At 45.1% G+C, this 18924-nt stretch carries 19 protein-coding genes; 11 read left to right on the top strand and 8 right to left on the bottom strand.

Annotated elements, in window-relative coordinates; all coding sequences use genetic code 11:
• Positions 1–27 precede the first annotated feature (27 nt).
• The 4 genes from clpS to FD973_RS09380 all read left to right on the top strand — a co-directional run bounded on the left by clpS (position 28) and on the right by FD973_RS09380 (position 4445).
• A complete protein-coding gene (clpS, locus tag FD973_RS09395) occupies positions 28–384 on the top strand; it encodes an ATP-dependent Clp protease adapter ClpS (protein WP_371816887.1) in 357 nt (118 codons plus the stop codon).
• Positions 381–2687, top strand: coding sequence for an ATP-dependent Clp protease ATP-binding subunit ClpA (gene clpA, locus FD973_RS09390; protein ID WP_215323177.1), 2307 nt, complete (start codon positions 381–383; stop codon positions 2685–2687). The genes clpS and clpA overlap by 4 nt, the downstream gene beginning before the upstream one ends.
• Before the next feature lie 40 nt (positions 2688–2727).
• Positions 2728–2961 (top strand): hypothetical protein, encoded by a 234-nt coding sequence (locus tag FD973_RS09385; RefSeq protein WP_068320954.1) that lies wholly within the window; start codon positions 2728–2730, stop codon positions 2959–2961.
• Positions 2962–3065: 104 nt separating this feature from the next.
• Positions 3066–4445, top strand: a complete 1380-nt coding sequence (locus FD973_RS09380; RefSeq protein WP_215323175.1) for an APC family permease — start codon at positions 3066–3068, stop codon at positions 4443–4445.
• A gap of 6 nt (positions 4446–4451) precedes the next feature.
• On the opposite strand, the gene dut is transcribed toward FD973_RS09380, so the two are convergent.
• From dut to FD973_RS09355, 5 genes are read right to left on the bottom strand one after another with little or no spacing between them, the layout of a single operon-like run.
• Positions 4452–4901 carry a dUTP diphosphatase gene (gene dut / locus FD973_RS09375; RefSeq protein WP_215323173.1) on the bottom strand — a complete coding sequence of 150 codons (450 nt, stop codon included), beginning with the start codon at positions 4899–4901 and terminating at the stop codon, positions 4452–4454.
• Between the two features lie 49 nt (positions 4902–4950).
• Positions 4951–6162 carry a bifunctional phosphopantothenoylcysteine decarboxylase/phosphopantothenate--cysteine ligase CoaBC gene (coaBC, locus tag FD973_RS09370; protein WP_215323171.1) on the bottom strand — a complete coding sequence of 404 codons (1212 nt, stop codon included), beginning with the start codon at positions 6160–6162 and terminating at the stop codon, positions 4951–4953.
• A 9-nt stretch (positions 6163–6171) separates the two neighbouring features.
• Positions 6172–6663 (bottom strand): signal peptidase II, encoded by a 492-nt coding sequence (lspA, locus tag FD973_RS09365; protein WP_215323170.1) that lies wholly within the window; start codon positions 6661–6663, stop codon positions 6172–6174.
• Positions 6664–6674: 11 nt separating this feature from the next.
• Positions 6675–9554, bottom strand: coding sequence for an isoleucine--tRNA ligase (gene ileS, locus FD973_RS09360; RefSeq protein WP_371816886.1), 2880 nt, complete (start codon positions 9552–9554; stop codon positions 6675–6677).
• Complete coding sequence (locus FD973_RS09355) at positions 9529–10479, bottom strand: bifunctional riboflavin kinase/FAD synthetase (protein ID WP_215323168.1); 951 nt, start codon at positions 10477–10479, stop codon at positions 9529–9531. The genes ileS and FD973_RS09355 overlap by 26 nt, the downstream gene beginning before the upstream one ends.
• Before the next feature lie 39 nt (positions 10480–10518).
• Here FD973_RS09355 and purN point away from each other — a divergent pair, with 39 nt between their 5' ends.
• The 3 genes from purN to FD973_RS09340 are packed head-to-tail and all read left to right on the top strand — an operon-like array spanning position 10519 to position 13926.
• Positions 10519–11148, top strand: coding sequence for a phosphoribosylglycinamide formyltransferase (gene purN / locus FD973_RS09350; RefSeq protein ID WP_215323167.1), 630 nt, complete (start codon positions 10519–10521; stop codon positions 11146–11148).
• Complete coding sequence (locus FD973_RS09345) at positions 11145–12704, top strand: RsmB/NOP family class I SAM-dependent RNA methyltransferase (RefSeq protein WP_215323166.1); 1560 nt, start codon at positions 11145–11147, stop codon at positions 12702–12704. Before purN ends, FD973_RS09345 begins: the two co-directional genes overlap by 4 nt.
• Before the next feature lie 28 nt (positions 12705–12732).
• On the top strand, positions 12733–13926 hold the full coding sequence (locus FD973_RS09340) for an acyl-CoA desaturase (protein ID WP_215323164.1): 1194 nt from the start codon (positions 12733–12735) through the stop codon (positions 13924–13926).
• Positions 13927–14020: 94 nt separating this feature from the next.
• On the opposite strand, the gene rpmG is transcribed toward FD973_RS09340, so the two are convergent.
• From rpmG to radC, 3 genes are all read right to left on the bottom strand, one after another.
• Positions 14021–14188, bottom strand: a complete 168-nt coding sequence (gene rpmG, locus FD973_RS09335; RefSeq protein ID WP_015421876.1) for a 50S ribosomal protein L33 — start codon at positions 14186–14188, stop codon at positions 14021–14023.
• 11 nt (positions 14189–14199) lie between these two features.
• The gene (gene rpmB / locus FD973_RS09330) at positions 14200–14433 is read right to left on the bottom strand and encodes a 50S ribosomal protein L28 (RefSeq protein WP_011903570.1); all 234 of its coding nucleotides are present in this window, start codon (positions 14431–14433) and stop codon (positions 14200–14202) included.
• Between the two features lie 153 nt (positions 14434–14586).
• Positions 14587–15273, bottom strand: coding sequence for a DNA repair protein RadC (gene radC, locus FD973_RS09325; RefSeq protein WP_251368766.1), 687 nt, complete (start codon positions 15271–15273; stop codon positions 14587–14589).
• A 30-nt stretch (positions 15274–15303) separates the two neighbouring features.
• Between radC and FD973_RS09320 the strand changes: the two genes are divergently transcribed.
• From FD973_RS09320 to FD973_RS09305, 4 genes are all read left to right on the top strand, one after another.
• Positions 15304–15750 carry a peptidylprolyl isomerase gene (locus FD973_RS09320; protein WP_215323160.1) on the top strand — a complete coding sequence of 149 codons (447 nt, stop codon included), beginning with the start codon at positions 15304–15306 and terminating at the stop codon, positions 15748–15750.
• Between the two features lie 3 nt (positions 15751–15753).
• Positions 15754–16695: a 4-hydroxy-3-methylbut-2-enyl diphosphate reductase gene (gene ispH / locus FD973_RS09315; protein WP_215324775.1), complete on the top strand. Its 942-nt coding sequence runs from the start codon at positions 15754–15756 to the stop codon at positions 16693–16695.
• A gap of 62 nt (positions 16696–16757) precedes the next feature.
• Entirely contained in the window at positions 16758–17912 is a 1155-nt protein-coding gene (locus FD973_RS09310; RefSeq protein ID WP_371816885.1) for a branched-chain amino acid ABC transporter substrate-binding protein, read from the top strand.
• 72 nt (positions 17913–17984) lie between these two features.
• The gene (locus FD973_RS09305; RefSeq protein ID WP_215323158.1) at positions 17985–18920 is read left to right on the top strand and encodes a branched-chain amino acid ABC transporter permease; all 936 of its coding nucleotides are present in this window, start codon (positions 17985–17987) and stop codon (positions 18918–18920) included.
• Positions 18921–18924: the final 4 nt, after the last annotated feature.

The raw sequence follows: 18924 nt of genomic DNA, 5'->3' as shown, positions 1-18924 counted from the left end.
ATAAAAGTTTCAGCATCTGTGTTTAGAATGTTTCTCATGAGTCGCAAACCTAAAAATCCCACTACAGGCATACCGAGTAATCCATATGCCGATGACACTATTCTTCTTGAAAAGCAGGTCGAGCAAGTTAAGGCTCCTTCGATGTATAAGGTTTTGCTCTTGAATGATGACTACACACCAATGGAATTTGTAGTGATGGTGATTCAAGAGTATTTTAATAAAGATCATGAAACAGCTACGCGCATCATGTTGCAGGTACATTTAGTTGGCAAAGGTGTTTGCGGGATTTTTACCCGCGATGTTGCTGCCACCAAAGTGCATCAAGTTATTGAACTCTCCCGTGAAGCGGGCCACCCACTACAGTGCACTATGGAGGAAGCATGATTGCCCAAGAATTAGAAGTGAGTTTGCACATGGCGTTTGTTGACGCTAGGGCATCAAGACATGAGTTCATTACTGTTGAGCATTTGCTTGCCGCTTTATTGGACAATGCGACAGCTGTTGAAGTCTTAAAGGCTTGCGCAGTCAATATCGCAGAGCTGAGGGCTCAATTGAAAAATTTCATCAATGACAACACCCCAGTGGTGCCTGGTAACGATGAAGTTGACACGCAGCCAACGCTAGGGTTTCAGCGTGTGATTCAGCGGGCCATCATGCATGTGCAGTCCACATCAAATGGCAAAAAAGAAGTTACCGGTGCAAATGTATTGGTTGCAATCTTCGGTGAAAAAGATTCTCATGCGGTGTACTTCTTGCAACAACAGGGAGTTACTCGCTTGGATGTGGTGAACTTCATTAGTCATGGTGTACGTAAGGATCAGGCTGAGCATGTTAAGCCAGTTGAGTCCACTCAAGAGACTGAGGAGGCTGCATCTTCAGGCAAAGAAAGTCCCTTAGAGCAGTACACGCAAAATCTGAATGCTATGGCAAGGCAAGGCAAGATTGATCCACTCATCGGTCGTGAGAGCGAGGTAGAGCGTGTGATACAAGTCCTCTGCCGTCGCCGCAAGAACAATCCGTTATTGGTGGGCGAGGCAGGTGTTGGCAAGACTGCGATCGCTGAAGGATTGGCCTGGAGAATTGTTAAAGGCGATGTGCCTGACATTTTGGCCAATGCCACCGTGTATTCATTAGACATGGGCGCCTTATTAGCAGGCACTAAATATCGCGGTGATTTTGAGCAGCGTTTAAAGAGTGTTCTCAAATCCCTCAAAGATCATGCTCATGGCATTTTGTTTATCGATGAGATTCATACGTTGATTGGTGCAGGGGCTGCATCTGGCGGAACTTTAGATGCAAGCAATCTTTTGAAACCTGCCTTGTCTAATGGTCAGCTCAAGTGCATTGGAGCGACTACTTTTACAGAGTACCGCGGTATTTTTGAAAAGGATGCAGCTTTATCTCGTCGTTTCCAGAAGGTTGACGTAGTAGAGCCAACAGTGGATCAAACCGTGCAGATCTTGCGTGGTCTGAAATCCCGCTTTGAAGAGCATCATAGTGTGAAGTATGCGGCGGGTGCGTTAGTTGCCGCGGCAGAGCTTTCTGCGCGCTACATCAATGATCGTCATTTACCTGATAAGGCAATTGATGTAATTGATGAAGCAGGGGCGGCCCAACGTATCTTGCCAAAATCGAAACAGAAGAAAACTATTGGTCGGCCAGAGATTGAAGAGATTGTTGCCAAGATTGCACGCATACCGCCTCAATCAGTCACTGTTGATGATCGCAGCAAGTTACAGACTTTAGACCGCGATATTAAGAGTGTGGTGTTTGGACAAGATCCAGCTATTGAAGCTTTGGCCAGTGCTATTAAGATGACTCGCGCTGGTCTCGGTAAGATTGATCGTCCAATTGGCTCCTTCTTGTTCTCTGGACCAACTGGGGTTGGCAAAACTGAGGTTGCAAAGCAGCTTGCTTACATTCTTGGTATTGAGCTTTTACGTTTCGATATGTCTGAGTACATGGAGCGTCATGCAGTTAGTCGCTTGATTGGTGCGCCACCTGGATACGTAGGCTTTGATCAGGGTGGTCTTCTTACTGAGGCCGTTAATAAAAAGCCGCATTGCGTACTCTTGCTCGATGAAATTGAAAAGGCTCACCCAGATATTTTCAATATCCTCTTGCAGGTGATGGACCACGGAACATTGACTGATAACAATGGTCGTAAAACCGACTTCCGTAATGTAATCATCATCATGACTACGAATGCTGGTGCTGAGGCGATGCAAAAATCGACTATTGGCTTTACCAATGCACGTGAATCTGGCGATGAGATGGCGGATATTAAGAAATTCTTTACTCCTGAGTTCCGCAATCGTTTGGACGCTATTGTTTCCTTCAAAGCGCTGGATGAGTCCATCATCATGCGCGTCGTTGATAAGTTCTTAATGCAGCTTGAAGAGCAGCTTCATGAGAAGAAGGTTGATGCCACTTTTAGTCCAGCACTAAGGGCGCATTTGGCTAAACATGGTTTTGACCCATTAATGGGCGCAAGACCAATGCAGCGCATTATTCAGGATACTGTTCGTAAAGCCCTTGCCGACGAACTTTTGTTTGGCAAGTTGGCCCAAGGTGGACATGTAGATGTTGATATTGATGCCGATGGTAAGGTGCTGTTGAATTTTGATGCTCCTATATTGCCAGGAAAGGCAACAAAAGCTGATGTAGCACCAGCCGAAGAAATTTAATTGATTAACGAATTGAATAGATAAAACCAAAAAGGAAAATATGTCTCATCACGATAAATTATTAGAAGCTTTTGAAACTTACAAGGCTGAAAACGAAAAGTTTCAAGGTAAAGGCATTAAAGCATCTGCTGCCCGTGCTCGTAAGGCTTTGCAAGAAATTGCTGGATCTTGCAAGGAGCGCCGCAAGGAAATTACTGCTGAAAAAGAGTCTCGTGAAGGCGCTGGTGCTGGCATGTCACAAGATGCAGCTCGCAAAGCGCATATTCGTAAATAAGCATGCGTATTTAAAAAAGGCCACCTCTGGGTGGCTTTTTTATTTTTTCTTATTAATTACCAATAGAATTCACCTTTAGACAACTTGCGTGATGGTTTTGATATATGAGTACATCTGGTTGCTTGGCAAAAAATTCTCTAGGTGTATTTGAGTCAATCATTATGGGGATTGCAGGGACTGCACCTGCATTTAGTGTAGCTGTGACAAGCGCTGCGATTGTAGCTTCTGTAGGCGTTTTATCTGTAGGCAGTATTTTGTATTGCGGCCTAATCATGTTTGGTATCACCTTGGCCTTTATTAATTTAAGCCGAATTCAGCCAAATGCTGGCGCAGCATATGCTTGGGTTGGTCATGTATTTGGGCCAACTCGGGGGTTCTTCGCTGGCTGGGGTCTATTGATAGCCTCTATATTTTTTATGGTGTCGGCCACTATTCCTGCTGCTAGCTCTACCTTATTATTAATTGCCCCTGATTATGCTGAGAACACGAAATACATTGCGGTAATAGCTGCTGGTTGGTTAACCATGGTTTCTCTGATCGTTGGTCGCGGAATAAAACATTCCAGCTTCATGCAAATTACCCTCACTCTTTTTGAGTCTTTAATTTTAATTTCGCTTATTGTTGGTGGGTTAATCAGCTATTGGTCAACTCCTGCGCATCCACCTTCTTTTGTATGGATTTCTCCACTCTCATTTACGCCACAGGTATTTGCTACAGGCGCTTTGACAGCCATCTTTTTCTTTTGGGGATGGGATGTCACTATGAATTTAAGCGAGGAGAGTAAGGAAGGGGGTCAGAATTCGGATGGAGCTGCTGGCAAAGGAGCCTTTTGGTCGGTCTTAAATATGATGCTCTTTTTTGTATTGATGATGGTTGTAGTTCTAATAGCACTGACTGATAAAGAGATTGCTGAATCTGGAACAAATATACTTTTTGCAATTTCCAGCAAATTATTTCCGACTCCATGGAATTATCTGGCTGTTTTTTGCACCATATTAAGTACGGTAGGGACGATAGAAACACAGATATTGCAGTTTAGCCGCAGCATGTTTGCTATGGCTCGTGATGGTATGTTGCACCCTATCTACGCAAGGATTCATGAGGAATATAAAACGCCGTGGGTTGCAACTTTTGTTATCTGGTTTTTGGGTGTGACTTTGCTTTTTTCTTCTTCCTTTATGCCCTCTGTTAAAGCTATCTTGACTAGCTCAATTTTGGCTATAGGTTTTCAGATTTGTTTTTACATGAGTCTCACTGGCTTTGCTTGTGCATGGCATTACCGAGAGAGATTAAATGCTGGTTTGGGTTCGGCCATAGTACATGTCTTATGGCCAGGCGCTTCCGGCATATTTATGGTCTTTGTTGCAATTTACAGCATCCCTACATTTGATTCGTTTACGGTCATGATGGGGGTTGGTGGCCTACTTTTGGGTTTTCTGCCTTTAGTACTAAATCGCAAAAGAGCGTTAACTAGGGCTGGTTGATTTTAGTTAGCCCCGCCCAGTACTACCAAATCCACCTGCGCCACGACTGCTCTCGGTAAATTCTTCAACAACCTTAAGTTCGACTTGTTGAACTGGCATTACAACTAACTGAGCCAAGCGCTCCATGGGTTCAAGCTTGAATGGCGTAGATCCGCGATTCCAGGTGCTTACCATCAACTGCCCCTGATAGTCAGAGTCGATTAAGCCTACGAGATTGCCCAAGACGATGCCGTGCTTATGGCCAAGGCCTGAGCGAGGAAGAATAAATGCAGCGTAGCGTGGATCTTCTACGTAGATTGCCAAACCAGTAGGTACTAAAACTGTTTGACCTGGCGCAATTTCAATTGTTTCATCTATGCAGGCGCGTAAATCCAATCCCGCACTACCAGGGGTGCCATAAGTAGGTAGCTGATCGCGCATCCGTTCATCGAGAATTTTGACTTGAAGTGATTGCATGAGATGTCCTAAAGCAGGTAGGTAAAAAATGAACTACAAAGAATTGAATTTAGATTTTCTTGGCAACTAACTGAATGAGTTGACGGGCAAGCTGAAGTTTTTCAGCCTTAGCAATTTTTTTGCTACCAGCAGAATCAACGACCAATAATTGATTGAGATCGCTGCCAAAGGTATCTGGGCCAATGTTGCCAACAACCATTGGAATGCCTTTGCGTTTGCGTTTCTCGGTAGCATGTTTTTCAAGATCAGTTGACTCAGCCGCGAAACCGACGCAGTAAGGATAAGGTTTGCCTGACTTCGTCTTCACTGTTTTTGCGACATCTAGAAGAATATCTGGGTTGGCAACAAATTCGAGGGTGGGCGCCTGATTGCCTTGGCGTTTCATCTTTTCTTTTGCTGGTTTGGCGATGCCCCAGTCAGCTACAGCGGCTACTGCAAAAAAGACATCATAGTCGGTTGCGCTAAGCGTAGCCGCATGCATTTCTTTTGCGCTGATGACATTCGTGCGAATAATTTGTCCGGTCGCCAGTAGCGGGGTCTCAAGATCGCAAGGACCCGCAATTAGATGGACTTGAGCGCCAGCTTCAATAGCAGCTCGTGCAATAGCAAAACCCATTTTTCCTGAGCTGTGATTGGTGATGCCTCGTACTGGATCGATTGCCTCAAACGTGGGCCCTGCTGTTATTAATATCTTTTTGCCAGCTAGCGATTTTTTCTGGAAATAGGCAATGACTTGCTCAGTAATTTCTGATGGCTCGAGCATTCTGCCCATACCCACTTCCCCACATGCTTGAAAGCCGCTTGCGGGGCCTAAAAGGGCAACGCCATCATCCATTAGTCTTTTTGCGCTTCTTTGGGTAGCCGCATGTTCCCACATTTGTTTATTCATTGCTGGGGTTAGCAGCAGGGGACAATCTCTCGCCAAACAAAGCGTTGTTAATAGGTCATCAGCTATACCTAATGAAAGCTTAGCCATCAGATCAGCGCTCGCAGGCGCAATCAAAATGGCATCGGCAGAGCGCGATAACTCAATATGCGCCATATTATTTGGAATAGTGCTGTCCCATTGACTTAAATAAACTGGGTTTCCAGTAAGGGCCTGCATTGTCACGGGAGTTACAAATTGCTGTGCAGCTTCGGTCATCACCACTTGAACGGTTGCGCCCTCTTGCATCAATTGACGTGCAAGTTCGGGAGCCTTATAGGCTGCGATGCCGCCAGAGATTCCAAGAACGATCTTTTTATTTAAAAGTGATTGCATGGCGCCAGCTTAATGGGATTGGGCAGATTTGCCAAATGACTTGCGCAACTCCCCCCAAATAATGAGGGCGGCACCAATACAGATAGCACTATCAGCGATATTGAATGCTGGCCAATGCCAGTTACCGTAATAGAGGTCAATAAAGTCCACTACTGCGCCATACATGAATCGATCAAGGACATTACCAAGCGCCCCACCTAGGATCAGGCTTAAGGCTATGCAGAGTAGTTTGTCGCTTTGGCTTTTGTAGAGCAAATAAATAATGTAGATAGATGCGCCTATGCCAAGAATGGTGAAGAACCAGCGCTGCCAACCAGAGCCTTGAGCTAAAAATGAAAATGCTGCACCTGGGTTAAAAAGAAGCAACCAGTTCATAAAAGGTAGTACGGGATCGGGTACACCCATTTGCAAATAACTTAGCGCTGACCACTTGCTAAGTTGATCAAGCAAGAGCACGATCGTGGCAATTGCGAGATAGCGAAGCAGGGTTAGGCTATTCATTAAGAGCATTCTTAGGCAAAGAGGCGATGATCACCATCACCAAATAAGTTGCTAATACAGCGACTGCATAATTCAGGATGATCAGTATTGTTCCCAACATCTTTAGTGTGATGCCAGCAGCGACCACATTTTTTGTATTGGCTGCCGCGCACCAAAACTTCTAGACCTTGATTGCTAAGTTCGATATTGGCGCTAGAAGTAATCGTGACAAAACGCAAGTCATTTTCCAGCGAGTGGAGAATAGCGAAATCTACATCACCCACTTTAATTGTGAGTTCAGCTTGTAAAGATGATCCAACATTACCTGCCTCACGCTCTATTTCGATTGCTTTGGTAACTTCGGATCGAATTTCCCGAATGCGATTCCATTTTGCAAGTAGTTCATCAGCATGAGTAATTTCTGGGAACTGGCCAAATTCTTCCATAAATATGGATTCAGCAGGTTTGTTTTCTGACCCATGTGGAAAGTCTTTCCAAGCTTCTTCAGCAGTAAAGGAAAGAAATGGAGACAGCCACTTCAAAAGGTTGCGAGTAATATGAAATAGAGCATTCTGAGCAGTGCGACGATCAGATGAATTGGGTGCGCTGGTGTAGAGACGATCTTTAAGAATGTCTAAATAGAAGCCGCCTAAATCCTCAGAACAGAAAGTCAACATGCGTGCAACCGCAGGCTGGAATTCATATGCTTTGTAATGCGTTTCTATATCGTTTTGCAAATCATTCGCAAGGGCTACCGCATAGCGATCAATCTCAAGCCATTGGTCCGCTGACATCGTATGTTGGCTAGGATCAAAATCAGATAGGTTGGCCAACAAGAAGCGCAAGGTATTGCGAATACGTCTATAACTTTCAGTCACTCGCTTCAGAATCTCATCGGAGATAGTCATTTCACCCGAGTAGTCTGTAGAGGCTACCCAAAGACGAATGATTTCAGCGCCTAGCTTGTCTGCGACTTGTTGTGGGGCGATGACATTGCCTACCGACTTACTCATTTTTCGACCCTGACCATCCACGGTGAAGCCATGAGTGAGGAGTGCTTTGTATGGCGGCTTGCCGTCGAGCATCGCACCAGTCAGTAATGATGAATGAAACCAGCCGCGATGTTGATCTGAGCCTTCTAGGTATAAGTCTGCTAAGCGACCGTCTGGGGTTTCTGCAGTTGCAGTTAATAACTCGTCGCGATGCGAACCGCGAATCACATGCCAGTGCGTTGTACCAGAGTCAAACCACACATCTAAAGTGTCACGGTTCTTTTCATACTGATTTGCCTCTTCGCCAAGCAGTTCAGCAACCTCTAATTTTTGCCAAGCTTCAATACCTTCCTTTTCTACACGCTTGGCAATTTCCTCAAGCAACTCAATAGTGCGTGGATGTGGCTCACCACTTTCCTTGTGCACAAAGAAGGCCATTGGAACGCCCCATTGGCGTTGTCTAGAAAGGGTCCAATCGGGACGGTTGGCAATCATGCTGTGAAGGCGTTGTTTGCCCCAAGCTGGAAAAAACTCGGTGCTATCAATTCCTGCTAAGGCCGATTCCCGCAAGCTAGCCTTACCATCTGAAGGTTTTTTATCCATACTTGCAAACCATTGCGAGGTTGCGCGATAGATAATGGGCGACTTATGGCGCCAGCAATGCATGTAAGAGTGAGTGTAGGTTTTATCTCTAAGCAGGCTGCCAGCTTCACGCATAGCTTCGACAATCTTGGGATTCGCCTTCCAGATGTACTCATTGGCAAAAAGAGGTAACCATGATGCATACACGCCATTACCCATTACTGGATTCAAAATATCTTTATCGGCAAGTTTATTTGCTTTGCAAGACTTAAAGTCTTCCTCGCCATAAGCAGGCGCCGAATGCACAATACCAGTACCAGTATCTAAGGTGACATACTCAGCCGGATAAATTGGAGAGAGGCGCTTGTAGCCATCATGTAACGATGCAAGGGGGTGCCAGAAAGAAATGTTAGCTAGTTGGGCGCCGTTGCAAGTAGCAATTACTTTACCTTCCAAGCCATAGTCTAGTAAGCAAGGCTCTACGCGATCTTTTGCGAGGATCAATAACTTATCACCAACATCAACGAGAGCATATGTGAGCTCAGGGTGGACGTTCATTGCTTGGTTAGCAGGAATGGTCCACGGAGTAGTTGTCCAGATCACAATTTGACCTGGTTTATTGGGAAGCTCGGAGAGTCCAAAAGCTTTGGCTAGTAGTGGACGCTGCGCATCATCAAAAGCAAAACCGACATCGACCGTGGGGTCAGTTTTATCTTGGTACTCCACTTCAGCTTCTGCAAGTGCAGAACCACAATCAAAGCACCAGTTCACCGGTTTTAGTCCGCGGAAAACATAACCTTTTTCCCAAATCTTGCCTAATGCGCGGATTTCATCAGCTTCGTTACGGTAGTTCATCGTGAGGTATGGGTTATTCCAATCTCCCAAAACTCCTAAGCGCTCAAAATCCTTCTTCTGCTTCTCTACCTGAACGTGCGCATAAGCACGGGCTTTAGATTGAACTTCTGCGGTCGGTAGATTTTTGCCAAATTCTTTTTCAATCTGAATCTCGATTGGCATGCCATGGCAATCCCAGCCAGGAACGTAGACGGAATCAAAGCCCATGAGCCAGCGAGATTTGACAATCATGTCTTTCAAAATCTTATTTACGGCATGACCAATATGAATATCACCGTTGGCGTAAGGAGGCCCATCATGCAAAATAAACTTTGGTTGATTTGCATGGGCTGCGCGAATCTTTTCATAAATCTTATTTTTTTGCCATTGCGCTACCCATTGCGGTTCACGTTTTGCAAGGTCTCCGCGCATTGGAAACGATGTGTCAAGCAGGTTTACGGGATAAGAGTTTTCTTTATCAGACATAAGCTTTTTTCTGGAAATAATTTCTGGCATGCTTTGCATCTGCCGCAATAGCATTGGTAAGCGCATCGAGGTTGTCGTACTTTTCCTCGTCACGAATTTTTTCTAAGAGTTCAACGGTGATAATTTTTCCGTAAACATCTTGTTGGTAATCAAAGATGTGCGTCTCAAGAAGTACGCGACCTTGATCTTCAACAGTAGGCCTTACTCCTAAACTAGCCACGGCAGGCAGGGGATTGTCAGCCAAACCTACTACTTGCGCAGTGAATATACCTGTAGTCGCTGGTTTGCGATGATGCAGATGGTTTGCTACTGCTAGGTTTAGGGTTGGAAAGCCCAATTGACGCCCAAGCTGTTGACCATGAATCACATGTCCAGAAATTGCGTAAGGGCGACCCAATAATATTTCGGCTAATTTCATATCACCATTGGCTAAGGCAGAACGCAAAGCAGAGCTTGAAATCCGCTCGCCATTTTCTTGAACAGTTTGGATGCTAGAAACTTCAAAACCAAATTTTTCACCAGCAGCTTTTAAGCTTGCAAAATTACCAGCACGTTTTGCTCCATAGCAAAAATCATCACCGATCAAAATCCATTTTGTATTTAAGCGCTTCACAATAATTTCGGCGACAAACTCTTCAGGTGAGAGTTTCGAAAAAGCCGTATTGAAATGCTCCACTACAACTCGGTCGATGCCGAGCCCTGCAAGTGCAGCTAATTTATCGCGCAAATTGAGAATGCGTGGTGGGGCTTGCTCTGGAGAAAAGAATTCCTTGGGATGCGGCTCAAATGTCATCACGCAACTTATCAGGCCGCGTTCCTTGGCGCCATCCACTAGCTCTTTGAGTAGGGCGCGATGACCCCTGTGCACGCCATCGAAATTGCCGATGGTTAAGGCACAAGCTTGTCCTGCAGAAAACTGGTTGGGGCCACGGAATACGTTCACAAAATCGCTTTCAGGGTAGCCATCAATTATATTGTGGGCATGCCTTCTATCGTTACCTTAATCTCAGGCCGCGGATCTAATTTCGAAGCCATTGTCAAAACCGCTCAAAAAGAGCATTGGCCAGTCACTTTCGCGGGGGTGATCGCCAATCATTCTGCGGCTAAAGGCCTTGATTTTGCTCGCTCTCAGGGCATTCCAGCTTATGTAATTGAACATAAGGAGCATCCGAGTCGAGAATCCTTTGATAGGGCTCTAATTGAGCAGATTGATGCTTTAGGGGCTGATTTGGTGGTTCTAGCAGGCTTTATGAGAATTTTGACACCTGGGTTTATTCGTCATTTTGAGGGCCGATTAATCAATATTCACCCCGCCTTATTGCCTGCTTTCCCTGGCTTGCATACTCATGAGCGCGCTTTGGAGGCTGGAGTGAAAGAGCATGGGGCTACTGTCCACTTTGTCAATGAGGGGGTGGATGAGGGTCCTATTATTTGTCAGGCCTCAGTTCCAGTGCTGGAGGGCGATAATCCGGACGTCTTGGCAGCCCGTGTTTTGGCTGCTGAACATCAAATATATCCGCGGGCCGTAAAATGGTTCCTTGATGGACGATTGCGAATAGAAGGTAATCAAGTGAAGTTACAACCCCCAGAATCGCAATTTTTTAAATTATGAGCGCAGAACGTCCAACCCGTAAGCCCGGCAAGAGACTTGCTCCGCATAAAAGTTACGCAGCGAAATCGAAAGATCCATTGCGACGTCCCGAACGTCGTAATGCCAGCGGTAATTTGATTGCACCAGAAGGCCAAAAGAATTTTTCAAACGCAAAAGCTTTGCCGCAGCATGCGATTCATCTTGAGCGATTGCTGCCCGAATTGCTCAAATTTGATCAGCCTGCCGACCGAGTAGTCAGCCGTTATTTCCGAACAGAACCTCAGCTTGGTAACCGCGATCGTGCTTTGATTGCTGAAAGTGCATTTGCTATTTTGCGTCGAAAAAATGAGTTCTCTCAATTTGCCTCCAGTGGCGAGGGTTCTCAGGCTAGACGCTTAGCTCTATTGGGTTTGCTGTCTGCTTTGTCTGAAGGTGGCTTAGGTTCCGCGAATCGGGCAGAGAGTGCTATTGCTGATTTGGCGCATGTACTGAAGCCAGGTGAATATGAATGGTTGCAGCGTTTTGCAATGGTTGATCCCGCCGCATTAAATCCGCTCGTTCGTAATAATTTACCTGAATGGTTGTGGGATGCATTTGGTGAATATCCCGGCAAAGAAAGTCGTGAGGAATTAGCGAAGTCTTTAATGCATCCAGCTCTCCTAGATTTGCGTGCGAACACCATGAAAACCAATCGCGAGGAATTGTTGGCGCAGATGAATGCATTGGGTGGACGTTATCAGGCAATCCCCACTCCATATGCACCTGATGGTGTACGCATTATGGGTAAGCCTGCTTTACAAAACACTGCTGGATTTAAGGCTGGCATGTTTGAAGTCCAAGATGAAGGTAGTCAACTCCTGGCCTATCTCCTTGCGCCTAAACGTGGTGAGATGGTTGTGGACTTTTGTGCTGGCGCCGGTGGAAAGACCTTGGCGATTGGAGCGCTTATGCGCTCTACAGGTCGTTTGTACGCTTTGGATACATCGGAGCGTCGTTTGGCCAATTTGAAGCCAAGACAGGCGCGCAGCGGGCTTTCTAACGTGTATCCTGTGTGGATAGATAGTGAAAATGACGCCAAGATCAAACGTCTAGCTGGAAAAATTGACCGCGTTCTAGTTGATGCCCCTTGTAGTGGCATGGGCACCTTGCGACGCAATCCAGATTTAAAGTGGCGCCAAACTCCCGATGGGGTTTTAGAGCTCAATCAAAAGCAGATGAGCATATTGTCTTCTGCGGCCCGCTTATTAAAACCTGGTGGACGCTTGGTTTATGCCACCTGTAGTCTATTGCCTCAGGAGAATCAAGCTATTGCTGAGGACTTTCTGGCAAAACACCCGCAATTTGAGGCTGTTCCAGCAGCAGAAGTTCTTAAGCCATTGTTTCCAAAGGATAAATTACCTTTAGGATGCATTCCTGATAATCCTTGGTGGCAGTTATGGCCGCATATTCACGGAACAGATGGTTTTTTTGGCGCTGTCTTTCAAAAGAAGGCTTTAGCTCAGACGTCGATATTGAATAAAGATGATCAAAAGACGACTAAGGTCAAAAACAAGAAGTCTGCTGAAGAACTAAAATAGAACTTTAAACCTCTTGAGGGATTCCCTTTTGAATACAGTTTCAGGTTTTGATTTGTTTCTCCACTGGCTTGCTAATGGATATTTGGATTGGTCATGGTGGCAAATTACCATTTTTACTCTGGTAGCAACCCACATCACGATTGCCGCAGTCACTATTTTCTTGCACCGTTGCCAGGCGCATCGCGCCTTGGACCTGCACCCAGTTGTTTCTCATTTCTTCCGATTTTGGCTTTGGTTAACCACGGGGATGGTTACTAAAGAGTGGGCCGCCATTCACCGCAAGCACCATGCTAAATGTGAAACTGTTGATGATCCCCATAGTCCACAAGTTTTAGGGATTAATACCGTTCTCTACCAAGGTGCTGAGCTCTATAAAAAAGAAGCAAAAAATAAAGAGACTCTAGAGAAGTATGGCCATGGCACTCCAGACGACTGGCTTGAACACAATATTTATTCCAAGTTTTCTTGGCAGGGTGTAGCCATCATGCTCATCATTGATGTGGTGTTGTTTGGTGCGATTGGCCTAACTGTTTGGGCGGTTCAAATGCTATGGATTCCAATTACTGCCGCTGGCATCATTAATGGAATCGGTCACTATTGGGGTTATCGTAATTTTGATTGCGAAGATGCCTCTAGAAATATTGTGCCGTGGGGAATTTTGATTGGTGGTGAAGAGCTCCATAACAATCACCATACTTTTGCAACAAGTGCAAAGCTCTCAAACAAATGGTACGAATTTGATATTGGTTGGATGTACATCAAGCTCATGAGCGCTGTTGGCTTGGCTACTGTGAAGAAGACTCCGCCTAAGCCTGTGCTAAGCGATTTACGTCCAGCAGATCAAAATACTTTAGAAGCCATCATTGCAAACCGCTATGAAATCATGGCGCGCTATAGTAAGACGCTACGCAGCTTCTTTAGCAATGAAGTTCAGCATATGCAGGTTTTGGCAGCGCATTTAAGCGATGCACGCACCTGGTTGGCCAAAGACGAGTCTCGTTTGACTGAGCAAGAGAAGGCAAACCTTGAAGAGCTGATGGCAACTAATGCTCAGTTACGCAAGATGATTGAAATGCGCCGTGAACTGCAAGCAATTTGGGGCCGTTCTTCGGCTTCGAGAGAGCAGCTTCTTGCGCAGTTACATGCATGGTGTCAACGCGCCGAAGAAAGTGGTTTAAGTAACTTGCGCGATTTCTCTCTGAGGTTGCGTCGCTACGCTTGAGCTTAAAAGCAAGTCATAGCCAGTAATAATTTTTATATTTTCTCGACAATAAAAAACCCGCTACTTAGCGGGTTTTTTATTGCTGTAAGTAATGTTACTTGAGCTTTGTTTCTTTGTAAGCGACGTGCTTGCGAATGGTTGGATCAAATTTCATGATCTCCATTTTCTCAGGCTTAGTACGCTTGTTTTTTGAAGTAGTGTAGAAGTGACCAGTACCTGCTGATGACTCCAACTTGATTTTTTCTCTGCCGCCTTTAGCCATTTGTGCGCTCCTTAAATTTCGCCACGTGCACGGAGATCAGACAACACAGCATCGATGCCGTTCTTGTCGATTACGCGCAAACCAGCATTGGTTAAGCGCAAGCTAATCCAACGGTTTTCAGATTCAACCCAGAAACGACGGTTTTGCAAATTCGGCAAAAAGCGACGCTTTGTTTTATTGTTTGCATGGGATACATTGTTGCCAACCATCGGCTTCTTCCCAGTGACTTGGCAAACTTTTGCCATGACATAACTCCATTAATTGCGAAAAAAGAAGATTGTATCAGTCCTAAGGTATTTTGGGCTAGCCCTAATTAGGCTTGTTTAGTGGGAATTGCATGCGAAAAGGGTCAATACTGGCAAAAAAGTCTTATAAGTTAGTAATCACTTTCAATTTATCTAATTATTCATAAGGCCTGCATCGGAAAACGAGAAAAATCCGCTACCACTCACAATGCAGTGATCCAAAAGCTGAATATCTACTAATTGCAGGGCATTAATAAGCACCTTGGTGAGTTCTTGGTCTGCTTCGCTAGGAAGAGGATTGCCGCTGGGGTGATTGTGAGCCACGATCAGGGCGCTGGCATTTTTAGCCAAGGCTTCCTTGAGGATTTCTCGGGGGTAAATAGCTGTTTGGGTAATGGAGCCCCTAAAAAGTTCATCACATTCAATGAGATGTAATCGAGAGTCTAAATAAAGGCACAGAAATACCTCATGGGGTAGTCGTCCAATTTTGACCTGCAAGAACTCTCTAACATGGTTTGGTGAGGAAAAAATAGGGTCTGTACTCAAGTTTTCTTTAAGACTGCGCTTAACCAGTTCATAGGCAGCTTGAATTTGCGACCATTTGGAGATTCCCATGCCGTGAATGCGTGTTAATTCTTCAGGGGTGGACGCTAGTAGCCTGGGTAGGCTTCCAAAATGATGGAGTAGATCCTTGGCTAGAGTTACTGCGCTTTTGCCCTTGACCCCCACTCGCAAGAAGATGGCCAATAATTCTGCGTCTGAGAGTGTTGCTGCCCCATTTAGGCGTAATTTCTCTCTGGGTTGTTCATTTTTTGGCCAGTTGCTTATCGGGGAATGCACATCTGCCGCGTGCCTAGATACAATCACCTTATGACTAAGCTTACTGTTTTGCCTAATTCCTATTTGACTCTCAACTATCGGCTCACTCTGCCTAATGGGGAGGATTACATCAACACCTTTGTTGATCGTCCTGCTACGGTTTTGATGGGGTCTGGACAATTTGCTCCTTGTTTTGAAAAGGTATTGCTAGGTTTAGGTGTTGGCGAGAAAAAAAGTGCAGTACTTGCGCCCGAAGAAAGTTTTGGCGAGCGTAAAGAAGACTTAGTGCAGTGGGTTTCTTTGAAAGCGCTTAAAGAAGGTCGCGATGATGATGTCGAATTTAATCCTGGTGATGTGATTGAATTCAATGCACCTGGTGGTGCTCAATATGCGGGTGTATTGCAATCGATTGATGCAGAGGGTGCGTGGTTTGACTTTAATCATCCTCTTGCAGGCAGGCCCGTGACCTTTGAAGCAGAAATTGTGGCGATTCTGTAAGTGATGATGCATTCTGATGACGCTGAAATTTTGATGGCTCAGCCGCGTGGTTTTTGTGCGGGCGTAGATCGTGCAATCAATATTGTGAATGAAGCTCTTAATCGTTTCGGTGCGCCAATTTATGTTCGTCACGAGATTGTTCATAACGCTTATGTTGTGAATGAATTGAGGGAGAAGGGCGCAGTATTTGTTGATGAATTGCATGAAGTTCCCAAGGGTGGCATTGTTGTATTTAGTGCGCATGGCGTTTCTCAAGAGGTGCGCAAAGATGCTCAGGAGCGAGGTTTGCAGGTGTATGACGCAACTTGTCCTTTGGTGACTAAAGTTCATCTTGAGGTCGTTAAGATGTGTAAGGATGGCTATACAGTGTTGATGATTGGTCACGCTGGGCATCCTGAGGTTGAAGGGACCATGGGTCAAGTTAAGGAAGGTGTTTTCTTAATCGAGAAGGTTGGCGATGTCGACTCTTTGCCGTTCCCTGCCGATGAGAAGATTGCTTTCGTTACCCAGACAACACTCTCAGTAGATGAGACAAAAGAAATTGTTGAAGCACTAACGAAAAAGTTTCCCAATATTGTTCAGCCTCGCAAACAAGATATTTGTTATGCCACCCAGAACCGTCAAGATGCGGTCAAATTTATGGCGCCCCAAGTTGAGGTGGTCATTGTGGTGGGAAGTGCGACTAGCTCGAACTCCAATCGCTTGCGTGAACTTTCTGAAAAGCTAGGCGTTCCTTCTTACATGGTGGATTCCCCCGAGCAATTAAAGCCTGAGTGGTTTGTGGGCAAAAAGCGCGTTGGTTTAACGGCCGGTGCTTCGGCTCCAGAGAGTTTGGCCCAATCTATTGTTCAACGCATTCAAGAGTTTGGCCCAAGACAGGTTCGTGCTTTGGATGGAGTGGTAGAGGATGTCACTTTTTCATTACCTAAAAATTTAGTTGACTGAAGTATTTATTCATAACAGAGGAGCTTTACATGACTCATTTAAAAGCGTCAAAAGTAATTTTTATGAAAAGTGCTATTGCAATATCGGTAGCGACTTTGATTTTGGCAGGCTGCGGTAAGGGTGGCGATAAAACTGCAGCAACTCCTGCTGATGCAGTAGAGGTAAAGATTGGACATGTCGCCCCTCTAACGGGACCAATTGCCCACTTGGGTAAAGACAATGAGAATGGTGCTCGCTTAGCGATTGAGGAAATTAATAAATCAGGGCTAACTATTGATGGAAAAAAAGTTGTGCTTACCCTAGTTCCTGAAGATGACGCGGAAGATCCTAAAACGGCAACTCAAGTAGCCCAAAAATTGGTTGATGCTAAGGTGGCTGGAGTGGTGGGGCATTTAAATTCTGGCACTAGTATTCCGGCCTCAAAAATTTATAGTGATGCAGGAATTACTCAGGTTTCTCCATCTGCAACTAACCCTGACTACACAAAGCAAGGTTTTAAAACTACTTATCGTTTGGTAGCCACAGATGCGCAGCAAGGCCCCGCATTGGCGAATTACGTTATTAATACTTTGAAGGCAAAAACGGTTGCCATCATTGATGATTCAACTCAATACGGAAAAGGTTTGGCTGACGAGTTTGAAAAAACTATTAAGGCAGCTGGTTTAAAGGTAGTAACGCGCGAAGCAAGCAATAACAAAGCAACTGATTTCAAAGCGATTTTGACTAAAGTAAAAGGCAGTAAGCCTGATGTCATTATGTATGGCGGCATGGATGCTACAGGTGGTCCATTGGCAAAGCAAGCGGCAGAGCTTGGGATACAAGCCAAGGTAGTTGGTGGTGACGGCATGTGCACCGAGAAGTTAATTGAATTGGCAGGTGAAGCAGTTGTTAATGTGACTTGCTCTGAAGCGGGTATGGCTCTATCTAAGATGGCGCAAGGCGCCGACTTCCAGAAACGTTATAAAGAACGCTTTAATTCAGATGTTCAGATTTATGCACCTTTCACATATGATGCTGTTTATGTTTTAGTTGACTCCATGAAGCGTGCAAATTCAACTGATCCGGCGAAGATATTGGCGGTAATGCCTGACACCAAAATGCAAGGTCTCGTTGGTAATATTGCATTTGATAACAAGGGAGATATGAAGGAAGGCGTGATTACTTTGTACGACTTTAAAGATAAGAAGAAAACGGTTTTTGATGTCATCAAGATGTAGTGACTTTTTAAGAAAAAATGGCGCCGCTACTGCGGTGCTATTTTTTTATTAAGACTAATATTCCTTTACTTAATGGATATCCTTCTTCAACAGATTATTAACGGCTTAGTGCTAGGTAGCATCTATGCGTTAATTGCGTTGGGATACACCATGGTGTATGGCGTTTTGGGAATCATTAATTTCGCGCATGGTGAAGTGTTGATGATTGGCGCGATGGTATCGCTTTCCTTATTGCGACTCATTTTGAGTCTGACGAGTGATTTGCCGGGTTGGCTCACGCTATTAATCGTATTGCCAGTCACTATGGCTGTCTGTGCGGGTTTGAGTTATTGGATTGAGCGAATTGCTTATCGCCCTTTACGCAATGCTCCCCGATTGGCTCCTTTGATCTCAGCGATTGGTATGTCGATACTTTTGCAAACCATTGCGATGATGATTTGGTCTCGTAATCCGATGACATATCCCCAACTTTTACCATCTACTCCCATCGAGTTATGGGGTACTGGCGCATCGATTACTGGAAAAGAAATCGTCATCATCGTAGTGGCATTGGTAGTGATGTCAGGCCTTTTGTTCTTGGTGGAAAAGACAAAGCTTGGCAGGGCTATGCGCGCCACTGCTGAGCAAACTCAAATCGCTTCTCTGATGGGTGTAAATCCGAATCGCGTGATTTCTATTACCTTTATGTTGGGTGGCGCATTGGCTGCTTTAGCAGGGGTGATGATTGCTAGCAACTATGGGAATGTGCATTTTTATATGGGCTTTATTCCTGGCTTAAAGGCTTTTACTGCAGCCGTTCTTGGTGGAATTGGCAATCTGCAAGGCGCAATGCTAGGAGGCTTGCTTTTGGGCTTGATTGAATCATTAGGAGCTGGATACATTGGTGAGCTAACGGGTGGAGTATTTGGATCTAACTATCAAGATATCTTTGCATTCCTTGTTTTGATCTTGGTACTAGTTTTACGACCTACTGGCTTATTGGGCGAGAAAGTTTCAGATCGTGCCTAGAAGC

The sequence above is a fragment of the Polynucleobacter sp. MWH-Braz-FAM2G genome (assembly GCF_018687635.1).
Lineage (GTDB): Bacteria > Pseudomonadota > Gammaproteobacteria > Burkholderiales > Burkholderiaceae > Polynucleobacter.
Note: the sequence above shows the minus strand (reverse complement) of the source record. Positions and strands in the feature narration are given on the sequence as shown.

Bases quoted from the DNA above. Each gene is read 5' to 3' on its own strand.
- clpS (WP_371816887.1), top strand. From the start codon at position 28: ATGTTTCTCATGAGTCGCAAACCTAAAAATCCCACTACAGGCATACCG.
- clpA (WP_215323177.1), top strand. From the start codon at position 381: ATGATTGCCCAAGAATTAGAAGTGAGTTTGCACATGGCGTTTGTTGAC.
- FD973_RS09385 (WP_068320954.1), top strand. From the start codon at position 2,728: ATGTCTCATCACGATAAATTATTAGAAGCTTTTGAAACTTACAAGGCT.
- FD973_RS09380 (WP_215323175.1), top strand. From the start codon at position 3,066: ATGAGTACATCTGGTTGCTTGGCAAAAAATTCTCTAGGTGTATTTGAG.
- dut (WP_215323173.1), bottom strand. From the start codon at position 4,901: ATGCAATCACTTCAAGTCAAAATTCTCGATGAACGGATGCGCGATCAG.
- coaBC (WP_215323171.1), bottom strand. From the start codon at position 6,162: ATGCAATCACTTTTAAATAAAAAGATCGTTCTTGGAATCTCTGGCGGC.
- lspA (WP_215323170.1), bottom strand. From the start codon at position 6,663: ATGAATAGCCTAACCCTGCTTCGCTATCTCGCAATTGCCACGATCGTG.
- purN (WP_215323167.1), top strand. From the start codon at position 10,519: ATGCCTTCTATCGTTACCTTAATCTCAGGCCGCGGATCTAATTTCGAA.
- FD973_RS09345 (WP_215323166.1), top strand. From the start codon at position 11,145: ATGAGCGCAGAACGTCCAACCCGTAAGCCCGGCAAGAGACTTGCTCCG.
- rpmG (WP_015421876.1), bottom strand. From the start codon at position 14,188: ATGGCTAAAGGCGGCAGAGAAAAAATCAAGTTGGAGTCATCAGCAGGT.
- rpmB (WP_011903570.1), bottom strand. From the start codon at position 14,433: ATGGCAAAAGTTTGCCAAGTCACTGGGAAGAAGCCGATGGTTGGCAAC.
- FD973_RS09320 (WP_215323160.1), top strand. From the start codon at position 15,304: ATGACTAAGCTTACTGTTTTGCCTAATTCCTATTTGACTCTCAACTAT.
- ispH (WP_215324775.1), top strand. From the start codon at position 15,754: ATGATGCATTCTGATGACGCTGAAATTTTGATGGCTCAGCCGCGTGGT.
- FD973_RS09310 (WP_371816885.1), top strand. From the start codon at position 16,758: ATGAAAAGTGCTATTGCAATATCGGTAGCGACTTTGATTTTGGCAGGC.
- FD973_RS09305 (WP_215323158.1), top strand. From the start codon at position 17,985: ATGGATATCCTTCTTCAACAGATTATTAACGGCTTAGTGCTAGGTAGC.